This is a genomic window from Paeniglutamicibacter selenitireducens (assembly GCF_051550675.1).
Taxonomy (GTDB): domain Bacteria; phylum Actinomycetota; class Actinomycetes; order Actinomycetales; family Micrococcaceae; genus Paeniglutamicibacter.
Map to the genome: position 1 here is coordinate 406,364 of NZ_JBPULF010000003.1, position 25,519 is coordinate 431,882.

The window sequence follows — 25,519 nt, forward strand, 5'->3', positions numbered from 1 at the left end:
ACGGCTATGTCTCCATTCTTGCGAGGTAAGCTCACACTATGTCCGAGACTGAACCCGTATTGGAATTGAATCCCGCGCCTGACACCGTGGCGGAGCTCGTCAAGAAATTGGTTGAAGAACCTTGGCCACGGTCCGATGAAGAACGCGAAAATCTATTCGCGAACCTAGGATTCAAATCAGGGAGCCGGTACGAGCAGGAGAACGAAGAATCACCCCACCAGATGACTGAGCTGGATATCGGCCTCGGCGGACATACGCCTGGCTCATGGGACACCTATAACAAGGAGTTCCTAGGTATGTCAGTCCACCTCTACGGCACTCAAGAATCCGGGGATCCAGCTGCGCAAAGCGGATTCAACAAACTGCGGATGCAACTCACCGAACTCTTCGGAAAACCGGACCATCCGTGGGACAACGAAGAGACGCCACCCTGCATCTGGGAGGCAAACGGCCGGACGATTACCACACACCTCTTCAATCGTCGGGACAGCAGCGTGATGTTGAGCGTGGAAGATTCAGCTCTGGCCGCCATAGAAGAAGCCGATTCAATTTCCAGCTGAGCAATCACGGGTATTCCGTGAGGAACGCATCTCGTGACGAACAGATGTATCGCGCCTCAATTGAGTCTCGGCGGCGTCCTGTCGGAGATTTGTCCGGATAGGGACTCGTGTGTCCCATATGACAGTCGGCAGACGGGGCCTCGGAACCAGCATGGCGGAGCTAATCCCACACATCGACGGAGTTCCACCGGGAACCTTGACCGGGGCTACAACGCCTGCAGGTACGGTTTCTCACTGGCGCTGAGCAGGATCTCCCCGCGTGGTGAGTTCTCCATCGCACCGAGGATTTCCAGGGACTGATAGAAATCATCGATGGCATGGGCCCGACTGTGAAGGTCAGAGATCAGCTGGCGCATCTTGTCCTCGAGTGTGGAGGATGTCGTTTCGGTCCAGGCAGGAATCACCCAGGTACCCCACAGTAGGCCTCCGCTGGAATCGAGCACGGCCTGCTGCAATCCAACTGCTGAGAACACGAGCGTTTGCAGCTGCATGTTATCGACATAAGTGCACATCAGCTGGGGCTCTGATTGGATGGTCTCTGCTTCGGACCAGTCCGGCCAGTCGAAATCGATCTCAAGTGTCTCTTGCCGGTGAAAAGTGGCCGTCGTGTTTCCACGCCTAGGCGACCATCTGCGGCTACCACCAAACATTGCTACTACCTCCAGATTCAGCAAGCATTCATGGCCCCCAGGTTGAGGATACGAAGATCTTAGTTGCTCGTACATCCATAGTGCCCGGCATCGTGGCAATACGTGGCCGCGGATATCCTGCGCCACCGACCTCTACCGTATGGGGAACCTCCTACGGGATGGCCTGAACCAGCCAGCTTGTCAGGTATCGAGTGCTTAATTATGTAATTGCTGCCTTGACATGGTCATGTATTGAATTCAATCTCCGGAGATTGAAGGCTAGGCTCGGCAAATGGAGAACAAGAAGAACACGATGACCCTGCTGGCAACCGTAGTGCTGTCTACTTTTGTCTTATCGGGGTGCACGAGCGGGGACCAAGCACCTGTCCCGACGCCAGAACCGTCGAATACCGAGTCGAGCCAAGACAACGCGAAGATTTTCGAGCAACAGAAATCCAATGTTGAAGGCACTGCAACGCAGGGGTTGGTTCTGAAACAACATAGCGGCACAGGACCCTCAACTATTCACGTCGGTAGCCTCCCCGAGGGATACAAGCAGGTGGGCACGACAGTGGCTTGTACCGGCGCTGGCGGCTGGGAAACCGCAATCGTTCAACCCGAACCCGCCTGGAGCAATGGTGAATGCTCGCTGGAAGCAGTAGGTAGTGCCCTTTATACGTTGGATGAACCCGCGAAGGATCATTCGGTAGAAGTCAAGGTCGAGGCAGACACGCAAACCTGGATCACCATTTTCGCCACAAAATAGTTGATCCAGCGCGGTAAATGTTTCCTTATGGGCATTGGTGGAAAACGGGGAAGCACAGCGCGGTAGGGAACGTTCTACGAGACGGGCTCACAGGCATATGGTGCTACTTGCCACTATCGGGACGTCCGCGAGCCAGCGCGCAAGGACCTATTTATCCCACGACCTTGTGAATCGGTTGCGTAGCCAATCTGGCCACACGGCGGCTTCTGGTATCGCTCGATACCACCCGGCGCGAGTGACGAACCGCTCCGTGTCTACCAGCGCGGCCTCGTACTCGACTCGATTGAATACCAATACCTGTGGCAAGAGTGATTCTGGATCGTTGGCATCGGGCTCGTCGTCGTCTTCGTCGTCGTCTCCTGCCCAATGAGGATGGCTCCAAGCGACGGTGTCGGCAGCCATCTCGACATCGACTGCCAGATTGCCGCAACCCAGATCGCCGCACGCCCGACATACTGCGATTTCCAGTTCGTCGCCTGTAAGCCTCTCGTCGCGATCGCCGAACACCCCGCGATACTCAGCCAACCACCCGCGCGCCGCACCGCGCCGGAACCGGCGTGCAAACGGAGAAACGCCCCATTGTTTTTGTGGGTCGACTATGTCGATGACAGTGCGCCCGTCAACGACAAGATCCACGGCCTGATCGGTGGGGTTCCACCGCGCCATGATTGACGAGATGGAGATATGCGGCGTGTCCATTTCGCCAGTATGGCACAGCCCGTATTTGGTCGGTCGTTGCAGCGCGCCCGCCCGATGGCCGATCCTTCTGTGGGCGGTCCTAGTTAACCCCAACTTGGTTGACCTGACATCCTCAAATTCATGCGTCCCAACCTGATCGTCATCGCGAGTATCGTTCTCACCCTTGCCGCAAACATCGCATTGGACATGTACACAGATATTTCGATGCTGATTCGTTGGACCGTAACGGTTGTCCTTGGGCTCGTCGCCACCTTCGCACTGAGCAAGTTGTCCAAACGCCGGCAAGAGCGGAATACCAACGACACCGTGGACTGCCCGTAGACCGGCCATGGATCAAGCTTCCAAACCGGGCTTGTCCTAGGCCGTGCCAGGAACTGCGCAATACCCCATGCCCAACATCTATTCTCGCTTATTGCGGAATGCCCAACGGGGCGATTCGATCACCGGGGCGTGCCACGAAGATCGATGTCGCCTTGCGCCCACTGGCTCGCGTGACGCTTGGCGGAACAGACGAGGTTCGACCCGCCCTCGGACACTACGACGGACGTCTGGTCGAGGCGGGACAAGCACCGTTCCACGGCGTGGACCTGGACCCACCCCGCCGACTCGTAGATCGGCACGATTTCCCTTCGGCACCCGTGAAAGCCAAAATCGACGCCGGTTTCATCACGCATCACGGTTTGGGCGTGTCGCAGCGTTCTCCCACCGAGACCCGTGCCGCGATATCGTTCATCGACCAAGACGCCACCCGTGCCAGCCACCAGGATTTCCTGGGAGCCGACGGAGATCTGACGGCGTTGGAAGGCGACGTGTGCAGCCAGCGCTTGCCCGTGGAAGGCCAGTACGTGGGTGTCGGCGGGCGAATAGCCGTATGGCACATCCGGGTTCCAGGCGCCGAATTCGTTCCTGTACTCGTTGTCGAAGGGGTTCTCGATGGCATCAAGTTCCGCTGCCGTGAGGTCGACGCGCCGTCGTACTTGCATGACTTTATCTATGGTTCGAGCCTATGACTTCGCGTTGCCGATGGTCACGACGCTGATACCTGCCCGTAAGTCGAACCGTGGCCGGGACGACTACTCAACCGAATCGATCACCTGATGCCCCGCACCTATATCCGTTCCAACTTTTGCGGAGCGGGTTTGACTGGCGGTGCCAGCGAGGAAAGGGTGCATTCGGATTGGACTAGGACCAAAACGTCGCGCAAGTCGGTCGTCAATGGCAACATTGGGATACACCGTCGCCGAGGAGCTGGAATGTCTATCGTTCACGAAACCCTGAAGTTTACGAAAACAATTGATGCCGAGCTATCGAGGGTTTGGGGAGCATTCGCTGATCCGATTCAGCGTGCACGGTGGAGCGTTCCTTCGGGCGAAGCGATGGTCTACGAACAAGCAGCGTTCGAGGTTGGCGGTCGCGATCGCTACCGCTGCGGCCCGCCGAAATCGCTCGATTTTATCAACATCGTTGACTACGTTCTCATCGTGCCCCAATCGCTTGTTGTGTATACCGAGACCGTGACGACCGCCGAGCAGCCACTGAGCTCGGGCGTGGTCACATGGGGTTTCGCCGTCAACGGCGATGCAACCGAGGTGCAGCTCACGAGCCAAGTCACCTCATTCGTCGGTGACGGTATGATCGAGGGCAACCGAAACGGTCACGCAAAAGCACTGAATCAGCTCGAAGAGTTCGTTCTAACCGATTAGTCGCTTCTACCGCGCGTAAGCCGGCCGTCCAGAGAAACGTCTTTACGGGGACTCCCTACGGGACGCGGTCAAGGTCTGGTTGGCCCAATTCCGCACCTATGGGTGGTGGCTTGAGGTCGATTAGTGGGATTAGGCCAAAGTCAGTTCTAGCTATGTTGCTGTGGTCGAAGTCGTCATAAAAAGCTGCATCACCGTCCTGAAAGGGTTATGCCCGGATAAGTACGCAGGGCTGTCTCGCAAGACGGTCGGCAGGCCGGGCCTCGGAACCAGCATGGCGGAGCTATTCTCCACACATCGACGGAGCCCCACCGGGAACGACTAGCGGGACAGCTCAAGGTTTGGACTTTGCCGGGCGGGCACCAAACCACGACACAACCGTTCTGGGGGGGGGGGGGGGGGGCGGAAGTAGCCGGCTCTTCATTGCCCCATCTGTGAAGATGGATGAGTCGGTGGGAGCATCGTCTGCAAGCGTGTGGCCAAGTGAGAGGTTGATGTATCTGTGAATCTTGAAAGCAATCCGGCACGTGCATCCCAACTCTGCCGTGAAGCACAGGCACGTTTGATGAGCCGTGCGGAACGCCTGACAGAGCATGAAGTCCGTTCGCCGAGCCTTCTGCCCGGTTGGACCATTGGGCATGTCCTGACTCATCTGGCCCGCAACGCCGATGCGCACGCTCGTCGCCTCTCTGGCGCCCTGAACGGGCAGGATGTTCCGAAGTACGCAAGCGGCGAGGATCAGCGTCGGCGAGAGATCGAGGACGGAGCCGGAGGATCGTACGATGAGATCATCGCCGACCTTCAGACCAGCATGTCGCACCTGGAAGAAGTTTTCGATTTGTCCGCCGCTGCAGGATGGCCCAATGGGCATTTCCGCGGTGGAGGGCACTACGGTGCAGCGGGCTGTCCGGCGCACAGGCTCCGCGAAGTGGAAATGCACCACGTCGACCTGGGGATTGGATACACGCCCTTGGACTGGCCGGATGAGTATGTCGCGTGGGATCTGCCGGTATTGCTGTCCACTGTTCCCGAGCGAATCGGGTCACCCGCTGGACGACGCTCGTTTATGGCGTGGCTTGCCGGACGCGGACCGTTGGACGTGGAGGCAACATTGGCTCCCTGGTGAGCCACGAGACCATCGTCAACCGGAACAGTGTTCTTGCTCAGGAGCTCGACAGGGGGACGGATTCAAGGCTGAGTAGTTGGGCTGATTTGTGGATAGGATTCGGGGATGAAGATCTCGTACCCTCACTGGGTTCAGTTTCGTGGCCAGGCGCTGGGTTTGGTGTGGCAGACCGATGATGGAACCCAAGAGGTCGAGGGGGACACCGATGGTGTTCTCGTCGACAACGACAGAGTCGTCGTTGTCCGTGCGCCAGAGGAGTTTTCTGTCGTAGCGGACCAGTATGGCCTGAGCTTGGAGGAGGACAGCGGGGATGTTCAAAAATTGGATGGGTTGGAGAGATTGCTGGAGCTGCCGACGTCGGACGATCTCTGTGCTCAGGTCTTGAATGCGTGGAATCTGTTCGACGATATTGCGCGCAGTGTCGGCCCCGCCCTGGAATCCCGATCTCCGAGCTTGGACACTTGCTACGACAAACTCTTCTGGGGTAATAATCTGGAAAGCGTCACACCAGCGGGGGAGCATTACAGCCCATATTTCAGCGATGTGGAGCGCCGTCTCATCGCTGATGTCCTCGACCGGGGGCGAATGATTTTCGCGGCTCACATCTAATCGCTCCAGTGTCAGGGCTCCGCAAGTCGAACCTTCAGCGGGACGATGTATGCGATCCTGGCAAAGCCGCCAGGGCTCCGGTTGGCGTCTGGTCTTGGTGAATATTCGGGCCGCCATGAACGAACTGGGCTAGCTTCGTCGAGCATTCCTTAGCCTCGGAGACGCTAATCGCACAGCCAATGACCGCACAGTTGAAGCAGCAAGGCACGCACGCGGCTACAACACGAAGTCTCTGTCCTCCGCGGTAGGCGTGGCTCCATTCAATTGCTATTTCAGGCGTATGGCTGATTCGATCAAATGGATCACTACTCGACCGAATTCGGATTTCGACAGTTCCGTGTACTCGTTGTCGTCTGCTTCAGACTCAATTGCCTTCCAACGGGCAATCACATCCGCGTACGTTGTTCGACTCGCGGCAACGATGGCGAGTAGTTCATCAACGAGCCCATAGGCAATGACACATGAATCAACAAATTCCTCAGATAGATTCAGCTCGCGTTCAACTTTTTCGTCAAACAAGGTCGGGGGAAAGATCATTGACTGAATCGATTCGAGCCGCTCGAATAAGAGATTCATCTTCTTGGATTCCCTCATCTTCCAATCCCTCTTCTACCTGTGCGTGTGCCAACGCTCACTGGGGCGCCTGGGTGGTCACTCAGCCGTTTTCCCTGCCGGGCAACGGCGCTCCGGCGAGGAAGGCCTGATACTCGTCCAGCACATCAGCATCGATTGAAGGCTGGGCGTTGCTGTAGCGACCATCTGTGCGGTCTCGTTTCGGGCCGGAAATCCAGTACTCGTCTCCGGTCTCGGGGTCGACGAAATTTGAGTCGAAGGTTCCTGCTACATGGCTGAGAGCACGACCGCGGAAGTATGCCGTCCTCCAAGACTTCGAGAACCGGACACGAGTAATCCAGGCGGGTCCACGATCGGTGTTGTAGCCGGTCTTGAGTTGGATGTACATAATGCGTTCTGCCATGGATTTACCGTAGTCCGTCTGCCTGCCGTCTAGAAACTGAATTGTCGGCAGTGTGTCTGCGGATCCGCCGCGATCTCAAGACGTACCGCCTGGTGCCCGGCATAAACGGTGGTCCGTAACGGGAACGTTCACCGGGACAGTTTTGAAGACTCGGGAACGCCTGTCCACGTGCGCTTGCGCTCGCTAGACATTCAGCGCAAAAACTGATGACTAGCCAGTACGTTCTGCCAGCCATCGCAGGGTCATGTCGCCTTGGAGCAGCTGCATTGGTCGGAGCTGTGGGAGACCCGGGATATCGGGGAGGTGACCATCTCGCCAGCATCGCCCAGCGAGCCCGGCCAACATCACGTTTACCCCGTGATCATCGATGTCTGACCATGCCGAGTTCTTCAGAACGACCTCGGGATCGAAACCGCTTGCGGCGACGTCCGGGGCGAGCCTCACCCAGTCGGACCACCCAGGGGCCGTCCACCGGTGCGTCCAGTCCACCAACCACAGTCTGCCTGACGGTTCACGAATAACATTGTCGCGGCGAATATCCCCATGCTGAAGAGCCGTTCCTGGCTCAAGGGCAGCGAACCACTCCGCCTCCAGCTCGGCCAGCATCTCGACGCGCAACCCGTACGGCAGGTCGAGTTCCCTGACATGTTCCACCGTGGACGCGCCGGACGGCTCGCCGTGACGTAGCGCCCGCCAAGTTCCCAGCTGCGGTGCGAAGGCCAGGGCGTAGGGCTCGGTATCGAGAAGAGGGCTTGGAGCCATGCGATCCTGCATTCGGTGCGAGAGGTCTGCGAGCTGGTCTACGTCTGCATCGCTCCATTCGGTGATCACTTCGCCGGGCACTAGTTCATAGACGGCCACACTCCACGTTTCTGTCTCAAACGAGGAAAGCAGCGGGGTCCAAGATCGCCGACGATCGCGGCCAACCCAGCGCCGGCGGTAACGGCCGCGCCGTATCCGTTCTCGTTGGGTCCGGCCTTCACGAACGCCTTCGCACCGGACGCTGCGGTAACCACGGATGCCACCGACGCCGTGTAGCCCGCGGCGGCGGGCTGTTCTCGCACGATCGAGCTCTGAAGCACATCGGCCACGTGCTCGATCACTGGCGCGGGTGCTACCTCCATGAGGCGCGGCCGCGAAAAAGAGCCTTTGACTGTATTCACCTATTCACCGTAGCCGACGATCATGTGGCCACTTGGGCTTTCGGCAGCCCAAAGCCGACCTAAACGCATCCCGCAGAACGAACGGTGTGCGGGGCACCTCCTGCAGGCGAAGCAAGCAACAGATTGCCGGGCCCGATTTCCCGCGAACACCCCAATCGATGATGGGGACGTGGCTTCTGCGGACGGTTCATCGAAGGGGACTGACGGGTAGACGGTGGAGCGCGGGTCCTGCCGCGAACCTTTTTCGCGGTGGTGGACACTACTAGATATGAACCAGTTACCAGGCAACGATCAGGACCTTTGGGACCGATGTGCGGCGGGCAACTCGGATGCCTTCGGGACCCTGTTCGATCGCCACGCCGACGTCCTGTTCAGGTTCTGCCTGAGCGCCTGCGGGTCGTGGCATGATGCCGAAGAGCTGGTCTCGATCGCTTTCATGGAAGCGTGGCGCAAACGCGGAACCATCAGGCTTGAGCATGATTCGCTGCTGCCGTGGCTGATCGGGGTTGCGGCCAAGTCCAACCTCAACCGTGCGCGGACGGCAAAGCGCTACCGGGCATTCCTTGAGAAGTTGCCCTGTGACGAGGGGACCACGGCATTCGAACCCCAAGTTGCCGAGGTGCTGGATGCACAAGTCCTCTCGGGCAGGCTCCTTGACGGCGCCGGGCTGAGCGCGGCCGAGCGGGCAGTGGTAGTGCTTTGCCTGATGTTCGATTTCACGTACAGCGACGCCGCCCGTGCGCTGGGCACACCCGTGGGGACCGTTCGTTCGAGGCTCAACCGCGCACGAAAGAAGCTGAAAGCTGTTTCCGAGCCAAATCCCGAGTATTCGTTGAAACTCTCTCCAGAAACGAGTCGGCCATGAATCCCCAAGAACGGCGCTTTTCGGCGGCACGTCGTACCCAGGTGCGCTCGGTGTTGGTCAATGAGATTTCCCGCGCGCAATGCAGGCCCCGGCGTCACCGCAAGCCCTTGGTCCTGGTCTCCGCCGGCGCCTTGGTGTTCGCCGCAACCGGTTCCGCGTACTACATCGCGTCCAAGCCCGTTGAAGACAAGGCGATGATCCGCTGCTACTACAACGCGGACCTCACGGCCTCCCGCTTCGTTCCGGGTAAGGAGGGGGATGCGGAGGATCCCGGATACCAGCTTTACCCGTACATGGGAGCGGGGATCGAACCCAAGCCCGGCGAATCGGACCAGGTGAAGGACGCGGTCGCCCTGTGTGCCGATTCTTGGGACTCCGGGATGATGAACCCTGAGGGCATCACGGACCACCTGGTTCCCGAGGGTTTCCCCCAGCCGCCGCCAGGCCTGAACAGCGGGAAGATCTATCGCGACGAATACGGCCAGCTTTATACGCCACCCGAGGAAAGTGGACTGGGCCCGGGGCACTACGTCCCCGAACTGACGGCTTGCGTCGTGGACGACGAGGTGGCGATCATCCCGGGTGACAAGAGCGTCTGCGCCAGACTCCAGATCCCGGCGCTTGAGAACTAGGAACCAAGGTACGCATCGGTTGATTCGGGGCGGAACTGGATTCGAGTCATTGCAGCAAAGGAGAGCGGGGACCGGAAACCTAACGCTAACCGGCACATGCTTGGCGTTAGTCAGAAGTGGAATGCCACACGAGACACAGGATTCCTGACATCAGGATATAGCCCGTCATGGCTGTAATCTGGCATCTGATCTCGTATTTGAGGGCCAGGAAGGTTCCGGCGTAGGGCGGTAATGGCAGTGCTTGCGGTGTGTAGCAACCGGGGACAACAAGCATGGTTCCTGAGGTCTGGGGGTGTGACTAGCTATAGTCGTGCCGAAGCGGCGAAAATGCGAATGCAAGGGGAAGGACGGATATGTCGGTTAGGCATGAGTCGGCTTCGGGGCTGATTTGGAACAACAAAGTGGAAAAAGTCCGCATGTCCGAGGACGCCTATGCAAGGCTTCGGTTCGCCAATATCCGACGGCTGCCCGAAACTGGATTGTTCGCGGACGAGATCGGTGCCATTGCGCCGGATGTTCAAGCTGTTTCAATCGACTTGGATGATGGCGGCAACGTTGACTTGACGGGTATTGAGAACCTGCCGTTACTCTCATGGCTAATCGTTCATGATTGCGACGGCGTCCTTTCTTATGGCGGTGCGGGACGTGGGGTCATGGCATTGACTCGATTGCTCATGCCGTACGCGCAAGGAGTCACCGAGCGGCTCGTTGCGTCTCCTCGCTTGCAAGATATCGAGATCGAAGGCGGAACTCTCGATCTGCTCAAGCACATGCCGGAAACAGTACGCGAGGTGGAGTTGCGACGCGTGAAGAGCGCCTCAGATCCCACAGCTTGGGACCGGCTGAGCCAGCTGGACCAGGTCGCGATCTATCAGTCGGGGACCATATCGGTCGTGGCACCTGCTGGCGGTTGGCCCGAGGTCGTAAGTTTCATCATGATTGGCTCGCTCAAGGGGATCGTGCAAGCGTCAAAGACCCGCCCGTTTCAGTACCTGTATTTTGAAGGGGTTCGCTTATTCGACCCGGGCGCGTCGTTCTGGGACCTGGAAGCTAAAAGAGTCACCGTCGGATACTCGACCAAGCCGCCAAAATGGCTGGTTGAGGCGTGGCCCCACAGGCCAGACGATTGGGACGAGAGATTCAGCATTGCGTCGCATCGGCTGCTTCCTGGATCCGAGGAACCCTACTTCGACGAACTCTGAGCTCTTGCTCAGGGCGAGCACTGAAAGCGAATACCTTCTATCGCGGTTGCGTTCAAACGACGTCTACGCAGCCCTTCCGTGCCCGATGGGGAACGCTCTACGGGACGGTGAGGGAGCGAAGATTCCCGCCCCATTCAAAAATCTCCAGAGTAGTCTGGTTGGGAATACTTGGGTTGCTAGAAAGGGGACATGCACGTGTGGAAGTGGACGGTGATGTCTCCCGTTCAGGCATTGCGTTGGATGATTCCGGGCGGACTAGCGTCGCTGACGTTGTTCGGTCTCATGGCGTTCAATCCGCATCCGTTGATGATCCTGGTAGTTACGATCCTTGGCCTGCTGCCTTCCCTCGTTGTGTTTGTATGGGGGACGACCAAATTTCGCGGCTACTACGAGGTTCAACGCACTCGACTCGATTATTGGACAATGCTCTACGCGACGCTGATCCAGTTAGCGGCAGTTGCTGTCTCTGCATTCCTGTACGTTCAATTGCTCGGCGCAGCTGATCGCATGAACGCCTAGCACTAGACCCCTGAATTTTGGAGGTCCTCGCGTTGCTCAAAACGGGATGGTGATGAGCTAGTCCTTTGTCGTATTCCGAAGGTGGCTGCACCGTCTGTCCAAAGACCTCCGCACTCCGGTTTCGCGTCCGCACGCGGAACCTCTAGCGGGGCTGTCGGACGTAGCGACTTCGACCATGAGGTTGGATATTTCATTTCATTGGGAACGAAGAACCACTATTTTGTAGAGAAGGTGATGGCGATCAAATGTGCCATTGATAGAAGAGGACGGCTTGCATGAGATTTTTGCGGACGCGCAAGTTCGACAATGACCATCTGAGGGGTCCGAGCGTCGAAGCCCTGAAGCTCGGCGCAAAGACCTTCTATGGAGAGATCGCCGGGGGAAAGGCGGAAGGGACACCCCTCCTTGTGGAGGTTAAAGCCTCGAGGAGGAAACTCACCCATTTGGATCCCGAATTTTCTGGCAAGCTCCATCTACCCGAAGATCTCGACGTTATGGTCACAATACGTGCCGTTAATTCTGGCTCGGCAACATTGTTCCCCGATTGGGATACCGATTGGGATTATTTGTCGCTCGAACCAGGTGAAGAGAACGAGTGGCTGAAGAGGCATCCCATCCGTTGGGCCACGTTGGATGAATCGGTTGCAAAGGCCACGAGCTTCTGGGATTTGGACGTGAGCTTGGGCCAAATTGATGGCTGCTGATGGCAGTCCCGGAACGTCGTCAATTTCGCTATCCTGTTTTTTGGCCGCGCTGATCACACTTTCACCCCGCTAAAAGTTGGGGAGCCAGATGAGCGCGCGCACCCAGTCTTGGGCATTCATTGTTTGGATAGGCCACAAGCGGACCATTTACGGGACAGGGTTTCAAGGGCCACCGGAGTTTGCGGGTTGTCGCAAGGTTCGGTGTTCAGCGGATAGCCCCCTCACTCCCCGGATCGTCCCTTGGGCAACCGCCGCCGGGGGCCAGCGCAAGAACTGGCCACGTGCCCCAGTGGTTCGGTCGGGCATCATGCCGCGGGCTTGGTGTTAGGGGGTGCGGAGGACCTTGACCGGGTCGCTGTGTGCGGCGTAGGTGGCCGGGGCCAGGGTGCTGATCCCCGCGGAAAGGAGCGCCAGTATGACGATGCCGAGGCAGAATTCCAGGGGCGGGAGTGATCCTGCTTGCTGGGCGATGAGCATGCCGCCGGCCAATCCGATGGCGCCGCCGAGGAGCGCCGGTGCCAGGGTCCGCAGGACCATGAGCCAGACGATGCTTGAGCGGGTGGCGCCCAGGGCGCGCCGGCGCCCGAGGTCCTTGCGGCGCACCAGGATGTCGGCGAAGACCACGATGCCCACCAGCAGGGCCCCGATGCCCAGCGCGCCGTAGAGCAGGGAACGCCCGAAGGATCCCAGGTCCCCGACCACCTCGTCGTGGAGCTGGGCCAGCTGGATCGGGGAGCGGACGCCGATGGATTCGGGGTCGGGGAGTTCCCCGAACAGGCCCAGGGCGGCCCGTTGGGCTGTTGCCGCTTGGCCCGCCTCCTTGAGCACGACGTGCAGGTGGGTTGCGGTGCTGCCCTCGGGTGCCTTGATGACGAGGCCTTGGGCCAGGTCGGTGAAGGGTTCCCTGGGGGTGAAGGAGCCGACGATCGCGTAGTCGACAGGGAGGGTGGCGTTGGCCAGGCTGGCTGCCCCGACGGGTTGCTGCAGCCCGAGTTTCTTCAGTGCCGTGGTGGAGACCAGGGCCTCGCCGGGGCCGGGCATGCGGCCGCGGTGCAGCTCGGCCACCGCGTGGATGTCGCCCACGATGGGCCACGCCGGGACGGGTGCCGCTCCGGCGCCGATCGCCGTGTTGTTCACGTCGACGGGGGACTGGATGCCCACGGAGCGGTCGGTGACCGACAGCCGGGAGGCCATGTCGATGATGGCCGGGCCGATGAGGCCGGCGGCGCGTTTGTCGCTGAGCACCAGTTCCCTGGCCCCGGCGGAATTGATGCGCTCGGCGACCTGGGCCTCGGCCGCGGCGGTGCGGCCCACGGTGGAGATGGTCATGGTGCACATGGCCGCGACAATGAGGCAGATCAGGGCCGAGGGAACCTTGTTGGCCCACGCGGTTGCCAGGGCCTCGTGCAGAAGCGTCAGGAAGTTCACAGGGAGAGCACCTCATCCGCGCGGCCGATGACGTAGGGGTCGTGGGTGGCGATGACCACGGTGCGTTTCCTGGTTCTGGCAACGCTCGAGAGCACGTCCAGCACCCCCGCGGCATTCGCGGGGTCCAGGTTTCCCGTGGGTTCATCGGCCAGGACCACGGCAGGGTTGTTGATCAGGGCCCTGGCCACCTCGACGCGTTGGGCCTGTCCGCCGGAGATCTGTCCGGGTTTGTGCTCGATGCGTGCCCCGACACCCAGCTCTTCGAGCAGCAGGGTGGCCCGTTTGAGGGCTTCGGTGCGGTTGATGCCGGCATAGAGGGAGGGTTCGATGACGGAGTCGAGGATGGTGCGTGAGGGGTCCAATGCCGAGTCCTGGAAAACGAACCCGAGTTCGGTGGCGCGGACCCGGGAGCGTGCGGCATCGAACTCGGAGGACTGCGCCCGCCCGTCCAGGATGACTTCGCCGCGGGAGGGGGTGAGCATGAGTCCCAGGACGTAGAGCAGCGTGGATTTGCCGCGTCCGGAGGGGCCGGTCAGCGCCGTGACCTTTCCGCGGGTGAATTCGTGGCTGAGGCCGCCGAAGAGTTCTTCCCCCTCGCGGGTGTATCTGAATCCGAGGTCGTGGACGCTGAGGGTGCTCATGGTGCCCCGTCGGGTGCGCCCAGGACCTGGACCGTGGTCCCCGGCTCAAGGCCCTCGACAATCGCGATGCCTTGCCCGCTGGCGACGATCTTGATGTCGGTCGTGCCTGATTCTGTGGTGACTTGGGCTTGGCCGGTGGCTGTGGTGGTGATTGCCGCGGCCGGGATTCCGGTCCCCGTGGTGGCCGGGACCACGATGACCTTGGAGCGCAGGGTGAGGTTGCTGCCGGAGGGAAGGTCCCGGCACTGTCCGGCGCAGACTTCCCCGCCGTCCGGTGCGGTCAGGGTGTGGGTGAGGTTGCCCGAATCGTCGGTGGTGGTTTGGGCGATGGTTGCGGGCCAGGTTGATTTCTCGTGGGTGATTTCCACGATGGAATCCTGTGGGATCAGGGCGGCTTGCTCGGCGGTGAGGGACATGGTGAAGGTGCGTTGTCCGCTGGCCGCCAGCACGGCGTCCTCGCCGCCTGCCAGTTGCCTGCCCGGGGTGATGGTTTCGGCGAGTTCGACCTGTGCGGGCAGTGCGGGGATGGCGACCATTCGGCCCAGGGGGATGGTTCCGTCCGGCTTTTGTCCGGTGGCCGCCTGCCAGGCCTTGATTCCCCGCGTGGTGGCCGCGTCAAAGGTGGTGTCGGGGGCGCCCTGGAAGTGGTCCTGGGATTTGAGGAAGGATTCGACCTGCTTGACGTTTTGGCCGGAGGATTTCGGAGTGATGTCCTGGTAGAAAGGGGTCTTGCCCTCGATCACATACACCTCGACGCCGGCCACGGAATAGAGTTCGTCGCCGGGCTTCAGCTCACCGGGGGAGACCGCGGAAACGACGCCGGAGAGGTGGTTGCTGGCCACGGTCTTCACAGGTTGCTTGACGCTGGTGGAGAGGTTCAGGGACGAACCGATGGAGGATTCCTTGGCCTGCACCCAGACGCTCTGATCCGCTTCCTGGGCCGCGGCGCTTCCGCCCACGAGGGTGGCGCCGACGGCCCATCCTCCGGCCCCCGCGGCCAGGCCGATCCCCAGCCCGGTGGCCAGGTACTTGGTCCAAGGCTTGTTCGTGTTGGTGCTGCGCGCCCTAGCCCCCATAGAGCACATCCGAGGCCGGCATCGAGGGGCAGGCCTTGTTCAGGGCGTTGACGTCTACCGATGCGAGGTCCACCGCATCGTAGGGCGTCCAGGGTGCGTTCCCGGTGGCGACGCCCTCGACGTAGGTTTCCTCGCTGGACAGCTGGCCGGTTTCCAGTCCCTGGGCCTGGAGGCAGGGGAGCAGCGAGTCCCTGTAGTAGGTGTAGACCGTTCGCAGCTGCGTGCGTGTGAGGGCCTGGGCATAGCGAAGGTCCACGGGGTATTGCAGCGCGCAGGTGTAGCTGGCCAGTGCCAGGGATTCTTCCTGGTCGGTGGTGCTGTTCGTCTGGTAGGAGCCATCGCTCTCCACGGTGGTGGGGAACCCCAGGTTGGTCAGGCACCCGGCCTGGACCTCGGCTTTTTCCTCCTCGGAGATGAACCGCACGCGGTCGACTTCGGGCCAGGAGGTGAGGCCGCTCATCTTGCGTTTTGCCTTGACGTAGTCGTCCCACGTGTATTCGGCATGCCCGCCGTTATCGAGCGGGTCTGCCGAGGTGCCGCCACCGGATGCCTCGGGAGAGGCGGCACGTGGTGCTGCATGCGGCGCGGACGGCGCCGGGGTTTCGTGCGTGCCTCCGGGTTCGGTGGACGAGCAGGCGGAAAGCGCGAGTCCAAGCGATACGGCGATCACGCCGATCAGGACCTTGGGGGTACTGCTCACGGGGCTTCCTCCTGGGGGCGGCTCGGCTAAGGGTCGAATGACTAGGGGTGATTCGGCGGCAATAGGCGCGGTGGTGACGGTCGTTACACTATTAGCACCATATCCGGCACCCAACATAAAAGCGGATGCTTCAGAAGTCGTGTCGCACGATCTTGCAGAAACCAGGCGTATGGCCACGTCGCCACAAGGAACGCTCACTGGGACAGCCTTGCGAGGGCTGCCTGCTCAGGAGCCAGCTACCTCGCCGATCCGGCCGAGGAGCAGGGCGAGGACCGATTGTTCCTCGCGGTTAAGCGGTGACAGGATGGTTCGTTCGGTTTCGAGGTGGTCCGGCAACGCCTTCTCGATGAGTCCCTTCCCGGTGTCGGTGAGTGCAACGAGCGTGCCGCGGCCGTCGTTCGGGTTTGCCTCGCGCGCCACGAGCCCGCGGGCTTCGAGCTTGTTCAGCCGCTGTGCCACGGCGCTCGTGGAGATCATTGATTCCCGCGCCAGTTCGGCCGGGGTGATCCGGTAGGGGTCGCCGCTGCGCAGCAGCGTGGCAAGCACGTCGAACGACGAAGCATCGAGGCCGTGCCGCGCGAAGGTGTCCGCCAGGCTCGATTCGACGGTGAGCGCCGCTCGGCTCAACCGGCCGATGACGGCCATGGGGGAGGCATCAAGGTCCGGTTTTTCCCTCTGCCATTGTTCAAGGATGCGGTCCACGTGGTCTGTCATGGGTCAAGTCTAGGCTTTTGCTAAGCACTTAGCTAGAATGGCTAAGTGCTTAGCAATCGAAGTCTCCTGGTCCTGGCCACCGCCGTGGCGCCCGCGCTGTGGGGCACTACGTACCTCACTACCACCATGTTCTTGCCCGAGGGCCGCCCGCTGCTTGCCGCGACCTTGCGCGCGCTTCCTGCCGGGGTGTTGCTCCTGCTGGTTTGCCGCCAATTGCCGCGTGGCGAATGGTGGTGGAAGTCCTGGGTCCTCGGGATCCTCAACATCGGCGCGTTCTTTGCCCTGCTTTTTATTGCGGCGTACCGGCTTCCGGGCGGCGTCGCGGCGATCGTCGGTGGCGTCCAGCCGCTCCTTGTCGCCCTGCTGGCCAGCCGGGTCCTTCACGAGCGGTTGACCGCCCGCGTCGTGGCGGCCGGCCTTGCCGGGGTGTTCGGGGTTGCCCTCATCACGCTTCGGGCCCAGGCTCGGTTGGATGCGATCGGGATCCTGGCGGCAGTCGGCGGGACCCTCTCCATGGCGACGGGGATCGTGCTTTCCAAGAAGTGGGGGCAACCCGCGCCGCCGCTGACCACCACCGCCTGGCAGCTCATCGCCGGCGGGCTCACCCTCTTGGTGGTCATGCTCGCGTTCGAGGGGCTTCCCGCGGCTGCACTGACGGCGTCGAACCTTGGTGGCTACGCATACCTTTCCCTCGTTGGCACCGCGTTTGCGTACGTCATGTGGTTCCGCGGCATCGCTCGGCTTCCCGCGAGCACCACGGCGTTCCTCGGGCTGCTCAGCCCTGTGGTGGCGATACTGCTTGGGTGGGTGGTCGCCGGGGAAGTATTGTCCCCGATGCAGATGCTGGGGGTCCTCATCGTCCTGGGTTCCATCGCTGCCGCGACCGTCGCCAAGAATGCGAAGCCTCCCGTCGAGTTCTTCGCACTCGACGGGAGGCGTTCCCTGTAGCCGTTCCGTTGGCCTGGCGGATGGGAGTGATCCGACAAGTCCGGAACGCCATGTACTCTATCGAGCCGCAACCGGATGTGCCCGTTTGCCAACCCTCAAGGGGAACCTTCACCGGGACGCTCAGTAGTGGATGTCTGCGATTCAATGCCTTACTGGTGATTGCTTTCGCCGTTCTTTCAGCGACCGGTCAATCGGTGAGAACAAAGATGTCCGCGAAAGTGAACACGATGTACGCCGAAATCTGAGGGCTGATCAGCGCCTACCCGTGCGAATCACTGTCCATTTCCCGGACTTGATATTTCCGTCATGTTCAATAGGACGAGAGTGCTTTTCAAAAGATGGAACGGACGAATAGGGGACCCGAATGAATTGGAATGTGCCTAGAACCATTGAACGACCCTCTGAGTACACAGGCGAAGAAGCCATATGCGTCGAAGCAACTCAGAACGATGCCCTGACAGCGACTCAGAAGAAGAAACTTGTCCAGGAATGGATGGACTTCTTCGAGTCGGGACCCACACCGCTCAAGAGACTTGACTTCACAACCCGCACTCCCCGGAGACTCTTCGAAACACTCAAGCACCAAACACAACTGGAAGACCTGAGACTCAAGTGGGGCGACTACTCGGACCTCTCACCAATCGCAACTCTGCCCAATCTGCATACCCTCAAATTCCAAAGTGCTCCAGCAGTGAAAAGCGTGGAGCCGCTGACTGGAAACTCAACAATCCGCACCCTGCAAATCCACGGACTACGCGACGCACACGACATGAGTCCACTAGGCACCATGACGTCGCTGCGAAACCTCCACCTCGGTGGCGACGGAAACTCGCTTCGAGTAGCCCACATAGACTCGCTGGAATTCATCTACAATCTTCCCCAGCTTGAGGAGCTAATGCTGCAAGGGCTTATCGTCGATAGCAAGGACTACAGCCCTTTGCTCAGTCTGAAGAATCTCAAACTCAGCTGGGTCATGGCATCTCGAGGGATGCGGCCGAAAATTGAGGAACTGTCCGAGTGCCTTGGTGGGTGGGTTGATTAGATCGGCGTGAAGCCCACGCTCGGTCACCCACTGTCATTTTCGACTAAGTCGAAAGGGCTGATGTCCAAAGCCGTCTGCACTGTGATCGCGCGTCCGCATGCGGAAGGTCTTCCGACGAAATCCCGACCTGCCTGGATCGCCTGTGTTAGTCGATCATGATCAAGTACTTAGCGCCCCGCTGTACCAGTACAAGGCCTGTGATGGAGGCAGGACCCAGATTGTGTCGTCTTGTGGGCCGATTCCGGTGGCCAACCCTCGTTTCACGAGTAGGATCGGTAGCAGCACCCCGCCAGAACAGGAACCCTTTTGAAGAAGACGACTCTTGCCGTCGCGTTGCTCATCGGCTTGCTGGGACTTGCCGGATGCACCGTGGACCCGAAGCCCGACCCGGAGGCCGCCAAGCGCCAAGCGTGGGCCGACCAAAAGATCAACCAATGGCTTGGTGCCAACAACTCGCGAAACCTTGACCAGATGGGTGACCCCTTTGACTTGGTCAAGTCCTGGGAGTCCCCCGAGGAGGGCAAGCTGGTGGTCTACGTCGGGTTCGACGAGAACGGCGTTGTCGACCTGAATATCGTTTCCAACAACATCGTGCGCAGCGTCCGCCACATGGACGACGACCTGGTGTCCGTCGAGGCAGTGAACGATGTGGGCCTCAGCGTCACGAACCCCGGCAATGTCACCACGTACCCACGGCCAAGCCAGCCCGCTTCCGGGCACTAAAGCGGCTCCTCCGGAATGCCGGCGCACGGCTAGCCTGCGACGCGGCGGACGCCAGGTGCGGCAAGACGCCGGTTGGATTGCCCCCGCGGATGACTCACCGGAGCCGGTCTGACATTCCCGCAAGCCAACGCTCTGCGGAACCATGATTCTTGGACTCCGCTGCCTCGGACTGAATCGACTTGGCCCGAACAGCCCAGCTCCAACTGCGATTTCACGGATCATGCCTGCTAGACGAGCAAATCATGTCGGACCTTCCGCAAGCCGCTGACTAGATTCATTGCGGTGTTTCGCCCGTTGCCGAGGACATTTATAGTCGTGAGCATGATGTCGCGCTGGGCAGGTCTCGGAATGTCAATTGGACTGATGGCGCTGCTCGCCGGGTGCGTGAACCTCGGGGGACCGCAACCAACTACGCCGGAGTCAGACCAAGCACCGACTCCATCGGAAACGGTTGGCACTCCGATGCTGGGTCCATTGGGTGCACCCGGATGCTCACCTGCTTCACCGATCCGTATGGATGGTCCCGAAGTGCAGGGCACCCCAGAACAGGGCGAGGATACGACCCTGTATGGCTTGATCATGGCCGAGACTGTCATTCCGGTACGCGCTGGTGAGGATTTCAAGGTGGTCTGGCGGATGCCAGGTGAAGGGGACCTGCGGGTGAGTGTTGTGGCACCAGATGGTGAGAAGACTGGGTTGACCTGGGGTCCGCAGGAACACTCCGCAAGCGACTTTCTTCGTCCGGGGCGGGAGTGGGGGACCGGCTTCAATCTCGCTGCGCCGGGGTGCTGGGAACTGAAGCTGGCCACCAATACCACGGCGGCTTCGGTTTGGATCGATGTCGCATCGTAGGAAAACCTGCATCACCCGCTCCAAGGTCGCTTGGACGGCACTGGAGCGTCCGCAGTGCGGAACCTCCTGCGGGCACTCGGAGGGATATGCCTAGAGAATAACGCTGGATTGGGTTCCTACATATTCGAATCCTGCGCGGAGTGCCGTGCGAATCGAAGCGGTGTTGTCCGTGCGGGCGCGCCACTGCGGAATGAGACCGGAGTTCATTGCTTGTTCCATTGCGATTGCAACAGCATTAGAACCGAGCCCACTTTGCCGTTTATCGGGTGCTGCTAGGACTCCGAGGTGAGCCAGTCTTCCGTCCCAAATGTCATAACCGGCGCCTGCCAGCGGTTGTGGCCCATTGTAGGAATCGCTGAGTAGGACAAACGTACTCTCCATCTCGCTCAAGCCAACTTCTGCCGAATCATCGGGCGGGCAGATGTTCTCCAGTGCGATAGCGTGCTCTTGCTGGCGGCTCGCTGTCGTGCGGAGAGTCGGAAGAGGTGGAACTGTATCGCAGTAGTATAGCTCCGCTTCGCCGAGAGCTTGGCCTCCATATGGGGCGCTGATCTCCATCAGTTTTGCATGACTGGCAAGTTCGGCGTCCGTCAAGTCTCGGGCTGCTTCTATTGCCCAGGAAGGGCCTACCAGAATCCCAGTTCCGAACAATGTAACAAACATGAGCAGGGCGCTGTCGTCCTTTTCGCGATACACGCGATTGCCTTCGATTTCCAGAGCATCCGTGGAGACTCCAAGGATCTGCGCCCAAGCCAATTGAATACTTGTGATGGTGCTAGATCTTAGCTTCATCCAGAAAGACTAGCGGATTCGAGATGTGTGGATTTCAACCGCTAAATGTCGCATTTTTTGCAGAGCTAAATGTCGCATCCCCAAACGCCCTGGCTTGCGCTGCACACCGTTTCACACGGGAACCTAACCGGGCGGCTGCATTCAACAGGTCACGGTCGTCGTTCGAGCGGTATCAGGGACGGGCGTTGGTCCATGCCTGGCTAAAACTTCCAGTTTTGCCCATACCGAGGTGGTGGGTACCCATTCTCCCGCCATCCGGTTGGCAGTGTATGCCGGGAGGCTTCCTCCTGGCCGGCTCGGGAAAGGTCCAGCCGCCGGGCCTGGCACATTGTCGTAGGCTGGAACCATGAAGCCCGGGTTCGTCATCGCGAAAATGCTTGCGGTCATCGTGGGCATGGTTCTTCTCTGCGCTGCGCTGCTGGGCGTTGTCGCTGCCGTGGGGGTGGACAGAACGCCGGAGCCTTTTCGCTTGATCGGGCAATGGGTCCACGAACTCTCGCTCACCCTGGAAGACAAGGAACAGATGCTTGCCGATGAGATTGCGCAGTTCCCTGCCGTCAAGTCAGCAGTCGTTGCAAATACCGAAGCATGGCAAACCAGGATCAATGTCGTCACCGAAGCAAACCCCAGTGACGAGGTCCTCGGAAGAATCTCAGACAAATGCATCTACCACGGGATTCTCGTAACCCTCGATGACTTGCAACCCGTGGTTTGCACCGTATCCACCGAAGATGGAACGCTACTCGCGACATACGAATCGGGGACGTAGCGATTCCCGTTTTGTGGAGCTAGGCACACCAGCGTGTCCGCGCGAGGAATCCACATCCGCTTCCCAGATTGGGAACCCTGAGCGGGCACTGTTGTGGTTCGAAACGTGTTTTGTTCTCTGTGCCGTGGAGCGCCTACGAAGTCACCCCTGGAAATAGGGGTCTTTGGCCGAAGGTGAGCCCTAGTCTGCTGGCTCCCATCCGTGGAGCCGAGCCATGCCGGTTCCGCCTTCATAGCGGTACTCAACCCAGATCACGACGTCGCGTCCGTGGCGGTTGGCTTCTGCCCACGCGAGCACGTCGACGATGCTGTCTGCATTTTCGATGCGGTTCTCGTGGCTGGCGTGGTTTTCGTCCCAGAAATCCACCCGGTATACGGGCTCTGGATCTTCCTGACTGACATAGCGCGGATCAACGCCGGAGACTTTCATGTTTTCCAAGCCCCTGACCACACTCTACGTGCGAAGCGCGGTAGTAGTGAGTAGCCGGCCGGTGCCGAGTGTGGAATCTTGAACGGCACGAAAAACCCACGAGGACCAACAACTGCGTAGCCTTGGAGTATCGACGTAGCTCGGGGAGTGACGAAATGTTTGAGAAGTTTACGGACGGGGCCCGTCGGGTCGTTGCGCTGGCCCAGGAAGAGGCCCGCGTACGCAACGACGATCACTTCGGAACCGAGCACATCCTGCTGGGCCTTATTCGTGAAGGCGGCGGCGCGGCTGCGAAGGCCCTTGAATCTTCGAATATCTCACTGGAACGCGTCAGGGAGCAGATGCAGGCGATCGTTAGTCAGGGACAGCAAACCACCAGCGGTACGACTATCCCTTTCACTCCGCGTGCCAAGACGGTACTGAAGCTCTCACGTAGAGAAGCGCGGCTGCTGGGTCATGGCTACATTGACACCGAGCACATCTTGTTGGGCCTGATCCGCGAGGGTGAGGGGGTTGGCGTGCAGGTGTTGGTGAAGCTTGGCGCCGATCCTAACCGGGTCCGTCAGCAGGCCATCCGAATACTCTCCGGCTACGAGGACGACGGACCGGACGACGACTAATCGAGTGGCATAGAAGGCGTTGTGGACGGTCGTGGTTCTCTAAACTGACTGCACTGCGATTTCGCGTCCGCAGGAGGAACGGTTTGCGGGACAAGTTCTTCGGTCCCCTGTGCACTACAGTGATGTCACCCGGTCCAAAGGAGAAAACTCATGGTGTACAACAACGATCTTGGACATTTGGTGGATCTGATCGGAGCGCTTCGGAGCAATAAAAATAAGAACTGCTTTGGAGCCACGGTCTATGAGGATCCTTTGCTTAGCAACGATGCCCATCGGAAATACCAAGTCATTGCCAGACCTGACGAAGACCGGTATGAGTTGACCTGTCGCGAAAGTTCTCGGCAGCTGTCGATGACATATCACCCAGGGCGTCAGCTTCTGATTCGTCAGGATCCGGGTGAGGCGCAGGTGCGTGTTGAAGGACATGACCTGTTCCCAACGGCTCCGCCTGTCTTGGCTATGTTCAGCCCACTGGACCTGCCGATTTGGGGAGGAGACCGGGACGGTCAACGCGTCGTGGCAGTTATGTCAGAAGAGGCAGGGATGATTCGTTTGAATTTCACGCCCAAGGATGCGCCCGATTACTTGGACGGCGGAGGGTACGCGATCATCGACCTTTCGAAATGCGTCGTCACCGAGCTCCACTACAACGGCCGTAAATACACGGCCGAAAACATCACCAGCTATTATCCACTCGCGTTTTCCTGAGATGCATAAGGGCGTGAAGCCGATGGCGGCAGGCTTTCTCCAGCCTCCTCTGTTGTCAGAAGCCGACTCCACAACACGGCCATACCGCAATCGGAACGCTCTACGGGACACTGACGTGGTTCAGCCCTTCCCTTGTTCCAAGACGAGGCAACCGTTGGGGAATCTTTGGCCCGAAGGCGTCGGGATTTTAGGCCGAAGCGTCCCTTGCTGCGCTAGATGGGCTGAAGTATTTAGCGAGGCAGCAGGCCATTGTTGTTCATCGGGAAGCTGTCGAGAATGTTGCCTGATTTGGGGTCAACGATGGTCACCGAATCCATCGACATGGACGGGTCGATGGTTACGCTGTAGCGCTTATCTGAAACCAAAGTAACTTGCATCCCGGTGTCCCTTCCCCGGTCAAAAGCGTCGAGCACATTCTCACTGTCCGTATTCACGATGAGGGTCTCTGGCTGCAAAAGTAGTGAATCCCGTTCACTCGGAACACTCTTGTCCTGAGTCGCATTGCCTGTGGCCGATTGCGCTGCATAGGGATTGTCCTGAACCGGGGGCAGCGCTTCCCGGATGCCAACGGCGGCACCGCCGACGATGGTCAATCCCAGCGCGAGTATGCCGATTGCTGATCTCATGTCTATCCTCTTGGTTGCGAGCGATGGCGTCTTGCTGCCTCGCTCAATGATGTTGTGGATCCTGGCCGTGGTTGATGAACGCAGGGCACCGATCAACAGTGAAGACCGCGAGATTTCCAGTTCTGCACAGTCCCGCAAGTCCGCCGCCCACTGTTCCTTGCGAATCGCCCGGGACTGCGCCGGACTGAGGGCAAGGCACGCGGCGAGGATCAACTTCTCACACTTCACGCCGTGCAACCTGCGTTCTGGTGACCCACAGGTGAAAGTTTTGTAGACGCTGGCTGATCCTTGGTGCGCTGCATCTCCACGTACGCCCTCGCAGACGGTCGGGCCTCAGCAACCAACTTGTAGTAGCGGCGGCGCGGACCTTTTCTGGATTCCTCCGTATCCCACTCGCCGACAATCCACCTTGCTGCCTCAAGTCGATCCAAAATTGGATAAATGGTTCCCGGCTTCTTCCCCGTATCCTTGACGATTTGCAGCCCCCAAATTCGATCCGCAGATAGCAAAGCTCCAAGCACCAAGGCGGTAGCCGGTGTTACACGGCCCAAATTCTCCATGTCAACTAATCTAGCTATATAGATCTAGAAGTCAAATTCCCGCCTGAGAAACCTTGGCCATCAACTGTTCAGCGATGCGGGCCGAAAGGCGCCGCACCCGGCATTCCGGAGCGAAACGGGCCCGATCCGGGGTCGGAAAGTTCAGCATGACTGCTCGGCGGTGCTACATCATTTATCTGTCTCTTAGAAACCCGGAGCGGGACGATCTATGAACGGCATTATGCGTCGCGGTCGACCTGCTCAAGAACGTGGGAATAGTTTTGCACGAGGCTGGGGTATCCGATGTCGAGGCGTCGTTGGGCAACTCCAATGACGTCAATGGCGACTGTCCTGGTGACTTGGACGCAGGGGGAGCCGCCTGTTACCTCCCAGTGTGCGTCGGGAATGCTGTGTGTCAGCACATCTCCGTAGAACATACCGATGGGGTGGGCAAGATCTGCCAGCTCGTCCTCGACGGTGCTGTCGATCAGGGCATCGATCGCGGCAAGGCCGTCGCGGGTGCGTGGCAACTCCTGGCCCCGTCCCCGGATGTGCTGGCGAAGTTCGTCATAGCCGCCGACGCTGGTTGGCGGAGGAGCCTGCTCGGTCCGGTCCACCGGCTGGTATTCGCTGAAGTACCGGGGTGGTGGCGCTGGCGGTTTTTGCAGCGGTTCTGCAGGGTCTACTGGGTCGTTCACGCCAACATCCTATGACTTGTCGCGGGTAGTTGGATTGCCCGTTTATCTTGACCGTATGCCGAAC

Annotated in this window: 32 protein-coding genes and 1 pseudogene; 17 read left to right on the forward strand and 16 right to left on the reverse strand. The window is 59.7% G+C overall.

Translation table 11 applies throughout. From position 1 onward, the window contains the following. Window positions 1-38 precede the first annotated feature (38 nt). On the forward strand, window positions 39-560 hold the full coding sequence (locus ACSYDW_RS08565) for a hypothetical protein (protein ID WP_438338299.1): 522 nt from the start codon (window positions 39-41) through the stop codon (window positions 558-560). A 206-nt stretch (window positions 561-766) separates the two neighbouring features. On the opposite strand, the gene ACSYDW_RS08570 is transcribed toward ACSYDW_RS08565, so the two are convergent. After that, window positions 767-1,234 carry a hypothetical protein gene (locus ACSYDW_RS08570; RefSeq protein WP_438338300.1) on the reverse strand — a complete coding sequence of 156 codons (468 nt, stop codon included), beginning with the start codon at window positions 1,232-1,234 and terminating at the stop codon, window positions 767-769. 247 nt (window positions 1,235-1,481) lie between these two features. On the opposite strand from ACSYDW_RS08570, the gene ACSYDW_RS08575 reads away from it, so the two are divergent. Then, the gene (locus tag ACSYDW_RS08575; RefSeq protein WP_438338301.1) at window positions 1,482-1,955 is read left to right on the forward strand and encodes a hypothetical protein; all 474 of its coding nucleotides are present in this window, start codon (window positions 1,482-1,484) and stop codon (window positions 1,953-1,955) included. A gap of 147 nt (window positions 1,956-2,102) precedes the next feature. On the opposite strand, the gene ACSYDW_RS08580 is transcribed toward ACSYDW_RS08575, so the two are convergent. Together ACSYDW_RS08580 and ACSYDW_RS08585 are read right to left on the reverse strand one after the other, a co-directional pair. After that, window positions 2,103-2,984, reverse strand: a complete 882-nt coding sequence (locus ACSYDW_RS08580) for a hypothetical protein (RefSeq protein WP_438338302.1) — start codon at window positions 2,982-2,984, stop codon at window positions 2,103-2,105. Between the two features lie 110 nt (window positions 2,985-3,094). Continuing rightward, window positions 3,095-3,637, reverse strand: a complete 543-nt coding sequence (locus tag ACSYDW_RS08585) for a GNAT family N-acetyltransferase (RefSeq protein WP_438338303.1) — start codon at window positions 3,635-3,637, stop codon at window positions 3,095-3,097. 270 nt (window positions 3,638-3,907) lie between these two features. On the opposite strand from ACSYDW_RS08585, the gene ACSYDW_RS08590 reads away from it, so the two are divergent. From ACSYDW_RS08590 to ACSYDW_RS08600, 3 genes are all read left to right on the forward strand, one after another. Next, window positions 3,908-4,357 carry an SRPBCC domain-containing protein gene (locus ACSYDW_RS08590; protein ID WP_438338304.1) on the forward strand — a complete coding sequence of 150 codons (450 nt, stop codon included), beginning with the start codon at window positions 3,908-3,910 and terminating at the stop codon, window positions 4,355-4,357. Window positions 4,358-4,856: 499 nt separating this feature from the next. After that, window positions 4,857-5,480: a maleylpyruvate isomerase family mycothiol-dependent enzyme gene (locus tag ACSYDW_RS08595; protein WP_438338305.1), complete on the forward strand. Its 624-nt coding sequence runs from the start codon at window positions 4,857-4,859 to the stop codon at window positions 5,478-5,480. 105 nt (window positions 5,481-5,585) lie between these two features. Next, entirely contained in the window at window positions 5,586-6,089 is a 504-nt protein-coding gene (locus ACSYDW_RS08600) for a hypothetical protein (RefSeq protein ID WP_438338306.1), read from the forward strand. A 267-nt stretch (window positions 6,090-6,356) separates the two neighbouring features. On the opposite strand, the gene ACSYDW_RS08605 is transcribed toward ACSYDW_RS08600, so the two are convergent. From ACSYDW_RS08605 to ACSYDW_RS08615, 3 genes are all read right to left on the reverse strand, one after another. Further along, window positions 6,357-6,683, reverse strand: coding sequence for a hypothetical protein (locus ACSYDW_RS08605; protein ID WP_438338307.1), 327 nt, complete (start codon window positions 6,681-6,683; stop codon window positions 6,357-6,359). A gap of 61 nt (window positions 6,684-6,744) precedes the next feature. Further along, window positions 6,745-7,065 carry a hypothetical protein gene (locus ACSYDW_RS08610; RefSeq protein ID WP_438338308.1) on the reverse strand — a complete coding sequence of 107 codons (321 nt, stop codon included), beginning with the start codon at window positions 7,063-7,065 and terminating at the stop codon, window positions 6,745-6,747. Window positions 7,066-7,275: 210 nt separating this feature from the next. Beyond that, complete coding sequence (locus tag ACSYDW_RS08615; protein WP_438338309.1) at window positions 7,276-7,926, reverse strand: aminoglycoside phosphotransferase family protein; 651 nt, start codon at window positions 7,924-7,926, stop codon at window positions 7,276-7,278. A gap of 570 nt (window positions 7,927-8,496) precedes the next feature. Here ACSYDW_RS08615 and ACSYDW_RS08620 point away from each other — a divergent pair. The 5 genes from ACSYDW_RS08620 to ACSYDW_RS08640 all read left to right on the forward strand — a co-directional run bounded on the left by ACSYDW_RS08620 (window position 8,497) and on the right by ACSYDW_RS08640 (window position 12,150). Further along, the gene (locus ACSYDW_RS08620; protein WP_438338310.1) at window positions 8,497-9,093 is read left to right on the forward strand and encodes an RNA polymerase sigma factor; all 597 of its coding nucleotides are present in this window, start codon (window positions 8,497-8,499) and stop codon (window positions 9,091-9,093) included. Then, window positions 9,090-9,725: a hypothetical protein gene (locus ACSYDW_RS08625; protein WP_438338311.1), complete on the forward strand. Its 636-nt coding sequence runs from the start codon at window positions 9,090-9,092 to the stop codon at window positions 9,723-9,725. Before ACSYDW_RS08620 ends, ACSYDW_RS08625 begins: the two co-directional genes overlap by 4 nt. Window positions 9,726-10,141: 416 nt before the next feature. Further along, complete coding sequence (locus ACSYDW_RS08630; RefSeq protein ID WP_438338312.1) at window positions 10,142-10,927, forward strand: hypothetical protein; 786 nt, start codon at window positions 10,142-10,144, stop codon at window positions 10,925-10,927. 189 nt (window positions 10,928-11,116) lie between these two features. Beyond that, on the forward strand, window positions 11,117-11,446 hold the full coding sequence (locus ACSYDW_RS08635) for a hypothetical protein (RefSeq protein ID WP_438338313.1): 330 nt from the start codon (window positions 11,117-11,119) through the stop codon (window positions 11,444-11,446). 275 nt (window positions 11,447-11,721) lie between these two features. Next, complete coding sequence (locus ACSYDW_RS08640) at window positions 11,722-12,150, forward strand: hypothetical protein (protein WP_438338314.1); 429 nt, start codon at window positions 11,722-11,724, stop codon at window positions 12,148-12,150. A 324-nt stretch (window positions 12,151-12,474) separates the two neighbouring features. Here the strand turns inward: ACSYDW_RS08640 and ACSYDW_RS08645 are convergent, their stop codons facing one another. The 5 genes from ACSYDW_RS08645 to ACSYDW_RS08665 form a co-directional block, all read right to left on the reverse strand. After that, window positions 12,475-13,578, reverse strand: a complete 1,104-nt coding sequence (locus ACSYDW_RS08645) for an ABC transporter permease (protein WP_438338315.1) — start codon at window positions 13,576-13,578, stop codon at window positions 12,475-12,477. Further along, a complete protein-coding gene (locus ACSYDW_RS08650) occupies window positions 13,575-14,219 on the reverse strand; it encodes an ABC transporter ATP-binding protein (protein ID WP_438338316.1) in 645 nt (214 codons plus the stop codon). The genes ACSYDW_RS08645 and ACSYDW_RS08650 overlap by 4 nt, the downstream gene beginning before the upstream one ends. Next, window positions 14,216-15,295, reverse strand: coding sequence for a peptidoglycan-binding domain-containing protein (locus ACSYDW_RS08655; protein WP_438338317.1), 1,080 nt, complete (start codon window positions 15,293-15,295; stop codon window positions 14,216-14,218). Before ACSYDW_RS08655 ends, ACSYDW_RS08650 begins: the two co-directional genes overlap by 4 nt. Further along, complete coding sequence (locus tag ACSYDW_RS08660) at window positions 15,285-15,995, reverse strand: hypothetical protein (RefSeq protein WP_438338318.1); 711 nt, start codon at window positions 15,993-15,995, stop codon at window positions 15,285-15,287. Before ACSYDW_RS08660 ends, ACSYDW_RS08655 begins: the two co-directional genes overlap by 11 nt. A gap of 225 nt (window positions 15,996-16,220) precedes the next feature. Next, the gene (locus ACSYDW_RS08665; RefSeq protein ID WP_438338319.1) at window positions 16,221-16,709 is read right to left on the reverse strand and encodes a MarR family winged helix-turn-helix transcriptional regulator; all 489 of its coding nucleotides are present in this window, start codon (window positions 16,707-16,709) and stop codon (window positions 16,221-16,223) included. Window positions 16,710-16,754: 45 nt separating this feature from the next. Between ACSYDW_RS08665 and ACSYDW_RS08670 the strand changes: the two genes are divergently transcribed. The 4 genes from ACSYDW_RS08670 to ACSYDW_RS08685 all read left to right on the forward strand — a co-directional run bounded on the left by ACSYDW_RS08670 (window position 16,755) and on the right by ACSYDW_RS08685 (window position 20,274). After that, window positions 16,755-17,657 carry an EamA family transporter gene (locus ACSYDW_RS08670; protein WP_438338320.1) on the forward strand — a complete coding sequence of 301 codons (903 nt, stop codon included), beginning with the start codon at window positions 16,755-16,757 and terminating at the stop codon, window positions 17,655-17,657. Between the two features lie 376 nt (window positions 17,658-18,033). Continuing rightward, window positions 18,034-18,699, forward strand: a complete 666-nt coding sequence (locus tag ACSYDW_RS08675; RefSeq protein WP_438338321.1) for a leucine-rich repeat domain-containing protein — start codon at window positions 18,034-18,036, stop codon at window positions 18,697-18,699. 306 nt (window positions 18,700-19,005) lie between these two features. Next, on the forward strand, window positions 19,006-19,422 hold the full coding sequence (locus ACSYDW_RS08680) for a hypothetical protein (RefSeq protein WP_438338322.1): 417 nt from the start codon (window positions 19,006-19,008) through the stop codon (window positions 19,420-19,422). A 528-nt stretch (window positions 19,423-19,950) separates the two neighbouring features. After that, a complete protein-coding gene (locus ACSYDW_RS08685) occupies window positions 19,951-20,274 on the forward strand; it encodes a hypothetical protein (protein ID WP_438338323.1) in 324 nt (107 codons plus the stop codon). 90 nt (window positions 20,275-20,364) lie between these two features. Here the strand turns inward: ACSYDW_RS08685 and ACSYDW_RS08690 are convergent, their stop codons facing one another. After that, the gene (locus ACSYDW_RS08690; RefSeq protein ID WP_438338324.1) at window positions 20,365-21,066 is read right to left on the reverse strand and encodes a GNAT family N-acetyltransferase; all 702 of its coding nucleotides are present in this window, start codon (window positions 21,064-21,066) and stop codon (window positions 20,365-20,367) included. A 346-nt stretch (window positions 21,067-21,412) separates the two neighbouring features. On the opposite strand from ACSYDW_RS08690, the gene ACSYDW_RS08695 reads away from it, so the two are divergent. After that, window positions 21,413-21,835 (forward strand): hypothetical protein, encoded by a 423-nt coding sequence (locus tag ACSYDW_RS08695; RefSeq protein ID WP_438338325.1) that lies wholly within the window; start codon window positions 21,413-21,415, stop codon window positions 21,833-21,835. A gap of 180 nt (window positions 21,836-22,015) precedes the next feature. Here the strand turns inward: ACSYDW_RS08695 and ACSYDW_RS08700 are convergent, their stop codons facing one another. After that, window positions 22,016-22,264, reverse strand: coding sequence for a hypothetical protein (locus ACSYDW_RS08700; protein WP_438338389.1), 249 nt, complete (start codon window positions 22,262-22,264; stop codon window positions 22,016-22,018). Between the two features lie 155 nt (window positions 22,265-22,419). On the opposite strand from ACSYDW_RS08700, the pseudogene ACSYDW_RS08705 reads away from it, so the two are divergent. Next, a pseudogene (locus ACSYDW_RS08705) lies at window positions 22,420-22,860 on the forward strand (Clp protease N-terminal domain-containing protein); the annotation flags it as partial. Window positions 22,861-23,034: 174 nt separating this feature from the next. Further along, a complete protein-coding gene (locus tag ACSYDW_RS08710) occupies window positions 23,035-23,592 on the forward strand; it encodes a hypothetical protein (protein ID WP_438338326.1) in 558 nt (185 codons plus the stop codon). Between the two features lie 230 nt (window positions 23,593-23,822). On the opposite strand, the gene ACSYDW_RS08715 is transcribed toward ACSYDW_RS08710, so the two are convergent. From ACSYDW_RS08715 to ACSYDW_RS08725, 3 genes are all read right to left on the reverse strand, one after another. Further along, complete coding sequence (locus ACSYDW_RS08715) at window positions 23,823-24,446, reverse strand: hypothetical protein (RefSeq protein WP_438338327.1); 624 nt, start codon at window positions 24,444-24,446, stop codon at window positions 23,823-23,825. Continuing rightward, window positions 24,443-24,778 carry a PadR family transcriptional regulator gene (locus tag ACSYDW_RS08720; RefSeq protein WP_438338328.1) on the reverse strand — a complete coding sequence of 112 codons (336 nt, stop codon included), beginning with the start codon at window positions 24,776-24,778 and terminating at the stop codon, window positions 24,443-24,445. Before ACSYDW_RS08720 ends, ACSYDW_RS08715 begins: the two co-directional genes overlap by 4 nt. Window positions 24,779-24,996: 218 nt before the next feature. Then, a complete protein-coding gene (locus ACSYDW_RS08725) occupies window positions 24,997-25,455 on the reverse strand; it encodes a DUF6278 family protein (protein ID WP_438338329.1) in 459 nt (152 codons plus the stop codon). Window positions 25,456-25,519: the final 64 nt, after the last annotated feature.